This window comes from Sphingobacterium sp. GW821-FHT03E03, from assembly GCF_059420745.1.
The window spans coordinates 20,935-30,018 of sequence record NZ_JBWKUH010000043.1; the positions used below are offsets into that span (position 1 = coordinate 20,935).

Sequence of the window (9,084 nt, forward strand, 5' to 3'; positions counted from 1 at the left end):
ACATCCTGGCTACGAATAGAGTTTAAAAATTTTCTGTCAAAAATTAATTAACCTTTTAATTCTAAACAAAATTATGAAAATAATACTGGGAAAAGAACAGTACATGTTCTTAATTAAGACCCTATTGATTATGAAGTTCTATCTACTGCTCGCATTTTTTGGCGTTGTTCAGGCTAAAACTCCGGTTTATAGCCAAAAAATGAACCTACATTTTAAAAATAGTAAGGTCGACCTTGTTCTTGCAGAAATCAGCAAACAAGCCCAGCTTGATCTGCTTTACGATTCAAAACTGATCAAGAAGGCAAACCCTGTCACCCTTAATCTGGAAAATGCAACATTGAATGAAGCCCTGACAGCCTTGTTTCGAAATCAGGCACTTGAGTTTGAAGTCATCAAAAAGACGTTAATAATTCGTCCAAAAGAATCGGCTGGTACAAGTCGCACCGTTGAAGTGACCGAAAATCAAAAAGCCATTAATGGCTCGGTTAAAGATCAACAGGGAAAACCCCTAGCCGGTGTAACCATACGCATAAAAAACACACAAATCACAACTACATCGGATAGCCAAGGAAATTTTACCATCGCTCCGCCATCCGGATCCGGTCAGGTGATCTTAACATTTACATACGTGGGCTATGAGAGCACTGAACGACAAGCAGATAACAAGGACCATTTAAATATAACCTTGGCACTCGCCAATAATAATCTGGATGATGTCGTTGTCGTAGGCTATGGTACGCAGAAAAAGATCAACGTCACTGGTGCCGTGAGTTCAGTAAATATGGCCGATATGCGGACGCCAGTACCCAATTTATCGAATGCTTTAGCAGGTAAAGTTGCTGGTATTATTTCTGTTCAATCCAGTGGCGAACCCGGTTATGACAATTCGACCTTTACAATCCGCGGAATCGGGACCTACGCCGGTAATTCGTCACCTTTAATTATCATAGATGGTGTACAACGTGATGATGTCAATGGTGGTTTCGGTGGATCTTTCAATAATATTGATCCCGAAGATATTTCCAGTATTTCCCTATTAAAGGATGCTTCATCCACGGCAATGTATGGTGCTAAGGGTGCCAACGGTGTTTTGATTATTACCACCAAGAGAGGTGTCGCTGGCAAACCAAAAATTTCCTTTAAGGCAGAGACTGGCTTTTCCAGTTTTACGAAAACACCGCAAATGCTGGATGGAATAAAATATATGGAACTGCAGAATGAAGCACGGACAAATATGGGCTTAACCCCAACATATTCAGATGAATTGATCCAAAAAACAAAAAGTGGACTGGATCCCTATATGTATCCCAATGTGAACTGGATTGATGAAGTATATAAGAAGAATTCCATGCTCGCCAATGCCAACATCAATATTACCGGTGGAGGTGAATCGGTGAAATACTATATTTCGGGATCGTACTATAATCAAACAGGCCCCTATAAGGTCAGTAACTTAAACAATTACAACCCTAATCTCGATTTCAAACGCTATGATTTCAGGAGTAATGTGGATGTCAATTTATCAAAAACCACGTCCGTTCAGCTCAACTTAACGGGGATGTTGGTTAACTCGCGCTACCCAGGTATCGCTGCTGGTGATTTATGGTACTTAGCCTATGCGACTACTCCCGTTGCCTATCCGATTCAATATCCAGACGGCAAATGGGCGGGGCCACTGAGCGGTGGCGGTGCTAATCCATTAAATGAAGTTCAAAACAATGGTTATTCCAGCGAATTTAAACCTATTGTGCAGTCGGTATTGACCATTAATCAAAAATTAGATGCAATTACGGAAGGATTATCCGCCTATGCCCGGTTCTCTTTTGACAGTTATGGTGAATTCAATAACCGTCGGTCAGGGAAAAATGATTTATGGCAAGCGACAGGCAGAACACCTGAAGGGGAATTCATTTTTAACCAAAGCAGGGTAGGTCAGCAATTTTTGGACTACAGCCAGGAATCTTCTGGCCAACGCGTCATGTATCTTGAAGGTAATTTAAACTATGACCGCACCTTCAATGATCACAAAATCGGTGGGATGTTTCTCTATAATATGCGCAACCGTCTGGTCAGTTTATCGGGTAATGTTATTGGATCCATCCCCTATCGCAACCAAAGTTTGGCCGGAAGGATTAACTACGGATTTCGTGATAAATATCTTGTCGAAGTTAACGCGGGCTATACGGGATCTGAAAATTTCGAGAAGGGCAATAAGTTTGGCCTGTTTCCTTCCGCTTCGGCTGGCTGGGTGATTTCCAATGAAGATTTTTTTGAGCCGTTGAAAAAGACATTTAGTTTATTAAAAATCAGGGGATCCTATGGTGTTGTCGGTAACGATAATATTGGTAATGCTGAAAATCGCTTCCCTTACTTAACGCAGATCGGTGGTGGCGGCTCTACAGGTTTTGGTCTCAATGGAAATTTGGTCGGCGGAAAAACGGAGAGAATATTGGGTGTTGAGAATCTCACCTGGGAAAAATCCTATAAAACCGGCATCGGTCTTGAAATCGGATTATGGAACAAGCTCAACCTGATCTTTGATGGTTTCGCCGAGCGTCGAAAAAACATTCTTATCGAGAGACAATCCATTTCTTCCATAGCCGGTTATAATAGTCTTCTTGTTTATGCCAATATAGGTGAGATGGACAATAAGGGGATGGATGCCAGTATTGAATACAACGATAACTTTGGGGATGTTGGGCTACGCCTTTTTGGTAATGTCACCTATAGCCGCAATAAAATAGTATATGCGGATGAACCCCTCAGACGCTACGGTTATCAGTCCAAGACAGGAACACGCTATGGCGAATATCAGGGGCATATTGCCTTGGGCTACTTTACGAGTAAAGAAGAGATAGAATCCGCCCCGCAGCAAAAGTTTAGCCCAGTATCACCCGGAGATATCCGTTACAAAAACTTAAATGCCGAGGACGATAATATAATTGATCCTTATGACAGAACCTACCTTGGAAAATCCTGGTTTCCTTCATGGCTATATGGTGCCGGTTTTTCTGTTTCGTATAAAAACTTTGACCTTTCCCTATTCTTTCAAGGGGTTGCTGACGTAGGTATCATGGCCAATGGTAGCGAAATTCCCGGAAAAGGAATGGGCGTCAATGGTGTCGGAGTCCTCCCTTTTTCGGGTCTGGGAATCTACCCCAACAATACCATGTCCATTGTTGAAGACCGTTGGACCGCAGAAAATCCACGTCAGGATGCTTACTACCCACGTCTAACAATGGCCAGTGGCAGTGACAACAATTACATCAACAGTACACATTGGTTAAAAGATGGGGCTTATATACGCATGAAACAGGCTTCTGTGGGCTATACTATTAAAGCAAAAGGATTGGACAAACTTGGTTTCACGTCACTTTATGTGTATTCATCGGGCCAAAACCTCCTAACATTTAGCAAATTCAAGCTCTGGGATCCCGAATTGGGAAGCAACGGTGCCAAATATCCATTAAATCGTATGATCACCTTCGGCGTTCGGGCACAGTTTTAATCTAAATCTATACAATAACCATGAAACAGATATCACCAAAATATATTGCATCAGGTCTATTAGCGCTAGCCTTATGCCAAAATATGCAAAGCTGTAATTATTTAGACAAAAAACCGGATAACCTCCTCACTTCAGACATGGTTTGGGAGACCCGGGCCAATGCAGAATCTTACTTAAACCAGATCTATAGTTATATCGAAACACCGGTAGACGATTTTACGACCCTTGGTGCCAGCGATGAAACCTCCTGTAATATACCCGTTGTGAACGTTCGGCAAATGGCTGTCGGGAACTGGAATCCACAAAGCATGTACTGGCAGCATTATTGGAATAACGCATACACTGCCATTAGGCAGTCATTTATTTTTGAGGAAAACATCGACAAGGTTCCTGAAGGCGCATTGAGTACAGAACTTAAAGTACAATACAAAGCCGAAGCTAGGTTCTTACGGGGCTGGTACTATTGGAAATTGCTACGTCAATATGGCCCAGCGGTATTGTTGAAAGGGACGTTGGGTTTGAACGAAGATTTCAACAAATATCCCCGCAATTCTTTTCAGGAATGCGTCGATTATATCAATAGCATGATGGATCTTGCCGCAGCAGACCTTCCTGTCGTATGGTCCGCCTCGTCCAATTACGGTCGACCAAGTAAAGGAACCTGTCTAGCAATAAAATCACAGGTGGCGCTGTGGGCGGCGAGCCCCCTATGGAATGGAAATCCGCGTTTTGCAAATTTCAAAAATAAGGATGGAAAGGCACTTGCCCCCCTTCAGAACGATGCCAATAAATGGCAATTGGCCGCTGATGCCGCAAAAGCTGTTATTGACTTAAATGCCTATAAGCTCTTTACCAATATGGATGAAGGAGATTCAAAATTCGATCCTTACCTGTCTTTCCGTAACCTCTTTTTAACCAACTGGAATAGTGAGATTATTTTTTCCACGCACAAAGCGGACACCTGGCAATGGGGACATGAGAAACGAAGTGCACCTGAACCCGGTGGAATTGCGATGATGAATGCCACACAAAATGTGGTAGATGCCCACCTGATGCGTAATGGCAAGACTATTGACGATCCCAGCTCTGGTTATCGGGAGGATGGTTTTGTAGCAACGGATGATCCAGCCGACTGGGGCAAGAGCCGCGATGGCGTCAATAGAGGTTACATCGCTGGCAATTCAAATATGTATGTAAACCGGGAAGCGCGATTTTACGTCAATATTCTCTACAATGGTAAGCCTATCCTACCCGCACCGACAGCCGATGACCGCAACTTCTTTTCGTCGGACGGCAACAAGGATGGACGCGGAAGAGCCGAGTTTTATTATTCGGGAAAAGCCGGTTTGGTGCAGAATTCAAATAGTGCCGATAAAACAGGATACCTTGCACAGAAAAATATCAGTCCAGCCACTAATATTCGCCAGGATCGTCCCGCATATCGTCCGTATATTCATATCCGTTTGGCCGAAATCTATTTAAATTATGCCGAATCGCTAAATGAAGTTAATCCGAGCCACCCTGATATTCTGATCTATCTGAACCTCGTTCGTCAACGGGCCGGTTTACCTAAATTGGAGACAGTATACCCACAGGTGGTCGGTAATAAAGACGAACAGCGTAAATGGATTCTTCGCGAGCGACAAATTGAGCTGGCTTTTGAAGGCGACCGTTATTTCACGCTCCTTCGTCGACTGATGATGGGAAACCCAGCTTCCCGAGCAATATACAGGATGAATATCGCTTCAAACGATAATAATCAAGGATTTTTTTATCCGGACTTCTATAAGAGAAACTTATTGCAAAACAGATACTGGGATGATAAAATGTATCTATTTCCTATTTTACAGGATGATATCGATAAGAACACGGCGCTTGTTCAAAATCCAGGCTGGTAATTAAGGTTTGAATTTTAATTTTTACTATTTATGAAATTAATATATAAAAGGATTTTATTCTTCCCCCTCCTCTCCTTTGTGATATTGGCGGGAATATTTTCATGTAAGAAAGATCATATGGGTGCAACACATGATCCCAATGCGGCCATTGTTGTCACGGATTTCCTTCCAAAGCAAGGTGTCTATGGAACAGAAGTTCTGATCAATGGTGAGAACTTTACAACGGACACAGCTGCGATTTCCGTTAAGCTCAATGGCATCCCGTTAAAGATTATAGCATCAAATGGCACGCAGATTATGGCCATAGTCCCTAAAAGGGCTGGCAGTGGAGTTATTGAAGTCTCTATTGGCGGAAAAACGGGAACGTCAAAAGATAGTTACAACTATATCTATAAAAGAACAGTCAGTACCTTGGCCGGCAACGGAACAGCAGGATTCTTTAACGGAAAAGGTACTGATGCAAAGTTTAATTTTGGTGGTGAACCTTGGTACCGCAATGGCGGTATCGCTGTAGATGATGCGTTAAATGTCTATGTCACTGATCCCGGTAACCACTGTATCCGTAAAATTGATCCCGCCGGAAACGTCAGTACGTTAGCAGGATCCCCAAGTAATGCCGGTTTTGCAGAAGGGAAAGGAGGTGAAGCACGGTTTAGCCTTCCCTATGGATTGACCATTGATGAACAGGGTAATCTGTATTGTGTCGATCCCGGAAACTCGGATATCCGTAAGATAACACCCGATGGTACAGCAAAGCTTGTCGCCTGGGCCGCGAGAGAGCCTTGGTTCATTACTTATGACCGAACCTCAAAAAAGCTATACTATAATTCTGTTACCTCCCCGGCTCCTATTTATCAGTTAAATACAGATGGTACAGCAGTAACGACAGTCATCGATGGATTGAATTTTCCAGCAGGAATGGCCTGCGGACCGGATGGCAGTCTATACATCTGTATCCATGGCGACAATCAAATCAGAAAATACGATCCCAAAACATGGAAGCATACCATGAGTGCCGGTTCTGGTAAATATGGTTACAAAAATGGACTCAGTACGGAGGCCGAATTTGCCCTCCCCTGGGGTATTGCAGCTGACAACCAAGACAATGTATATGTAGCTGGAAATGGTACCGCCGGTGCCGATAGTGGATCTCCGGATCAGAGCATCCGCTTGGTGCATGGCAAGACATTCCAGGTAAGTACATTTGCAGGATCCAATATCGCTGGTTTTACAAATGCCGTTGGCGAAGCCGCTTCGTTTAATGTGCCTGAAGGTGTTGCTGTAGACAAAAATGGTACGGTCTATGTCATTGACAAGAAAAATAATAGTGTCCGAAAGATTATCTCGGAATAAATGAGTGGGTGTCCGACGTAAAGCGATCGGACACCTGCTTTTTCTAAGCGGTGGGTTGCATCCCCGACGACATCTTTTCAATTCATGCGTTCTCAGAAGCTTCGCTTTTATGCCTTCGACAGCTTCTTTACATTTCAAATGACTTTATATGATTTTTAAGCCTCTATTTTCGTTGAGCTACGCACTATTGCAAGGTTTGCTATTGTGCGCGGCATGCAATCATGCTGATCATCCCGAACCTATTCAGACCGACTCAACCCTTCAAAAAAGCAGGTACGTTTCGGTCACCGGTAATGACCAGAACAAGGGTACCGAGAGCAACCCCTTTCGTACTATCGCACGCGCTTTAGATGCAATATCACCGGGCGACACCATTTTTGTGCGTGAAGGTGCTTACCATGAGAAACTATTGATTTCAAAATCGGGAAGTTCAGCAAAACTCATTACGATAAAGCCCTATCCCAATGAAGCTGTGGCCATTGATGGCGAGGGACTATCCATTTCGGGCACAGCAGCATTGGTTACGATCAGAAATGCCCGATATATTCAGTTTGAGGGTTTTGAAATCCGAAATTTTAAAACACAGGCCAAAGGCAATGATGTGAATGGGATTATTATTGATCAAGGCTCTAAAAACATCACTGTGCGAAATAATAGAGTCCATCATATCGAAAACAATGCCAGCCCACAGGATGGCAGAAGTGGGCATGGTATTCTGGTCATTGGCAATACCGCCGAGGCCTTACAGGATATTATTGTGGAGGATAATACGATCCATGACTGCAATACCGGTTATTCCGAAAATCTGACCATCAATGGATATGTCGATGGCTTTATTATCAGACGGAATAAGGTATACAATGGCGAAAATATTGGTATTGTTGCAGCCGGAGGATATGCCGCCAATGCTACAGCAAACCTGAACTATGTACGTAATGGACTGATCAGCCAAAACGAAGTTTATGATATCGATGGTAGAACTGGTCCTATCCCCGCATTTGCCCAGCACAATGGGGCCATTGGAATTTACATCGACGGAGCCCGGGATATCATTGTTGAAAGAAACAGTGTCTATCGCTGTGGGCGCGGAATCGGCCTGGTCAGTGAAACCGATAATTTTCCCACACGTGACTGTATTGTAAGAAATAACGAGGTCTATAACAACTCACTCGCGGGGATCAGCCTGGGTGGCTATCTAAATTACACCGGTGGTGGTACGCTGAACTGTTATGTTGTGAATAATACCCTCTTTCACAATAATATCGACAAAGGATATTTTGATGAAATTGAAGGTGAAATACGACTTGTTGAGAACTGTATAGACAACATCATCCAAAATAATATTATTGTTGCCAAGCCCAATAGCGTATTTATTCATAAATACACCAATACAGGTAAATCCAATGCGATTGACTACAATTTATACTTCAGTACCAGAGAAGATCAGTGGATATGGAATGGAAAAGTCATTCGGAATCAACAAACCTGGAAATCAACTCTTATTGGCGATACACATGCGATCTTTGGACAGGATCCGGGCTTTATATCAACGACACAAGGAGATTTTGGATTAAGCGATTCATCTCCTGCCCTGGACAAAGGAAATTTTATTAGTCACGCAATCCATGGTGAATTGGATTTGAGCGGAAAGGCGAGATCAGAAGCAAATCGCATTGCGATTGGAGCATTTCAAAAATGAAAAATTGAAATATTTGAGCTTTTTGTATTTATCATTATTTATTGCTAACTTTCAATACAATATAAAAAAAGCTAATATGTAACTAATAAACTTTGAATATGAAAATATCTATTTTTCCCATTTTGGCAATGCTCGCTTTATCTGCTGGCTCCAAAGATTTAGAAACCTCCAAGGTATTACCATTACCACAAGCAACCTCTTCCCACGTCACTAATACAGCTCCTTGTGGTGTTGGTGGTTGCCTTTTTAACGTTTCTGTTGGTTTTGACTGGATAAATTCTGTGACATATGTGTCATGGTCCCCAAATCCTGGTTATTTATATACAGACGTAAGAATTAGATTAGCTGATACTGGCCCAACATCCTCAAGTACAAGCACTTTTACTTTCGCAGGGTATATACTTCAACCCAAGAGAATATATGTTGGTTATATAGGCATGATTACACCGTATCCTAATGGTGAGTTCAGATTTGTTTTTGATGGCTACTATGCAGGAAGTTGCAGAGTAATTTGTCAACCAGGTTCTAATAGCGCATGTTCAGGTCCAGTAACACCGTATGAGTAATATATAGTCTCCACATAAACTTTAATATTTATTTACATATCTCTCAAATTATATAAATTT

Annotated in this window: 5 protein-coding genes; all 5 read left to right on the forward strand. The window is 42.5% G+C overall.

Translation table 11 applies throughout. The annotated features are described in order from the left end of the window. The first annotated feature begins 73 nt into the window (after positions 1-73). The 5 genes from AC07UV_RS24875 to AC07UV_RS24895 all read left to right on the forward strand — a co-directional run bounded on the left by AC07UV_RS24875 (position 74) and on the right by AC07UV_RS24895 (position 9,024). On the forward strand, positions 74-3,508 hold the full coding sequence (locus AC07UV_RS24875) for a TonB-dependent receptor (RefSeq protein WP_495185722.1): 3,435 nt from the start codon (positions 74-76) through the stop codon (positions 3,506-3,508). A gap of 20 nt (positions 3,509-3,528) precedes the next feature. Beyond that, positions 3,529-5,406: a RagB/SusD family nutrient uptake outer membrane protein gene (locus tag AC07UV_RS24880; protein WP_495185723.1), complete on the forward strand. Its 1,878-nt coding sequence runs from the start codon at positions 3,529-3,531 to the stop codon at positions 5,404-5,406. Between the two features lie 30 nt (positions 5,407-5,436). Continuing rightward, positions 5,437-6,759, forward strand: coding sequence for an NHL domain-containing protein (locus AC07UV_RS24885; protein WP_495185724.1), 1,323 nt, complete (start codon positions 5,437-5,439; stop codon positions 6,757-6,759). 148 nt (positions 6,760-6,907) lie between these two features. Then, complete coding sequence (locus tag AC07UV_RS24890; protein WP_495185725.1) at positions 6,908-8,458, forward strand: right-handed parallel beta-helix repeat-containing protein; 1,551 nt, start codon at positions 6,908-6,910, stop codon at positions 8,456-8,458. Positions 8,459-8,556: 98 nt separating this feature from the next. Then, a complete protein-coding gene (locus tag AC07UV_RS24895; RefSeq protein WP_495185726.1) occupies positions 8,557-9,024 on the forward strand; it encodes a hypothetical protein in 468 nt (155 codons plus the stop codon). Positions 9,025-9,084: the final 60 nt, after the last annotated feature.

What these genes read in the sequence shown, in the direction of transcription:
- AC07UV_RS24875 (WP_495185722.1), top strand. Translation starts at nt 74, where the DNA reads ATGAAAATAATACTGGGAAAAGAACAGTACATGTTCTTAATTAAGACC.
- AC07UV_RS24880 (WP_495185723.1), top strand. Translation starts at nt 3,529, where the DNA reads ATGAAACAGATATCACCAAAATATATTGCATCAGGTCTATTAGCGCTA.
- AC07UV_RS24885 (WP_495185724.1), top strand. Translation starts at nt 5,437, where the DNA reads ATGAAATTAATATATAAAAGGATTTTATTCTTCCCCCTCCTCTCCTTT.
- AC07UV_RS24890 (WP_495185725.1), top strand. Translation starts at nt 6,908, where the DNA reads ATGATTTTTAAGCCTCTATTTTCGTTGAGCTACGCACTATTGCAAGGT.
- AC07UV_RS24895 (WP_495185726.1), top strand. Translation starts at nt 8,557, where the DNA reads ATGAAAATATCTATTTTTCCCATTTTGGCAATGCTCGCTTTATCTGCT.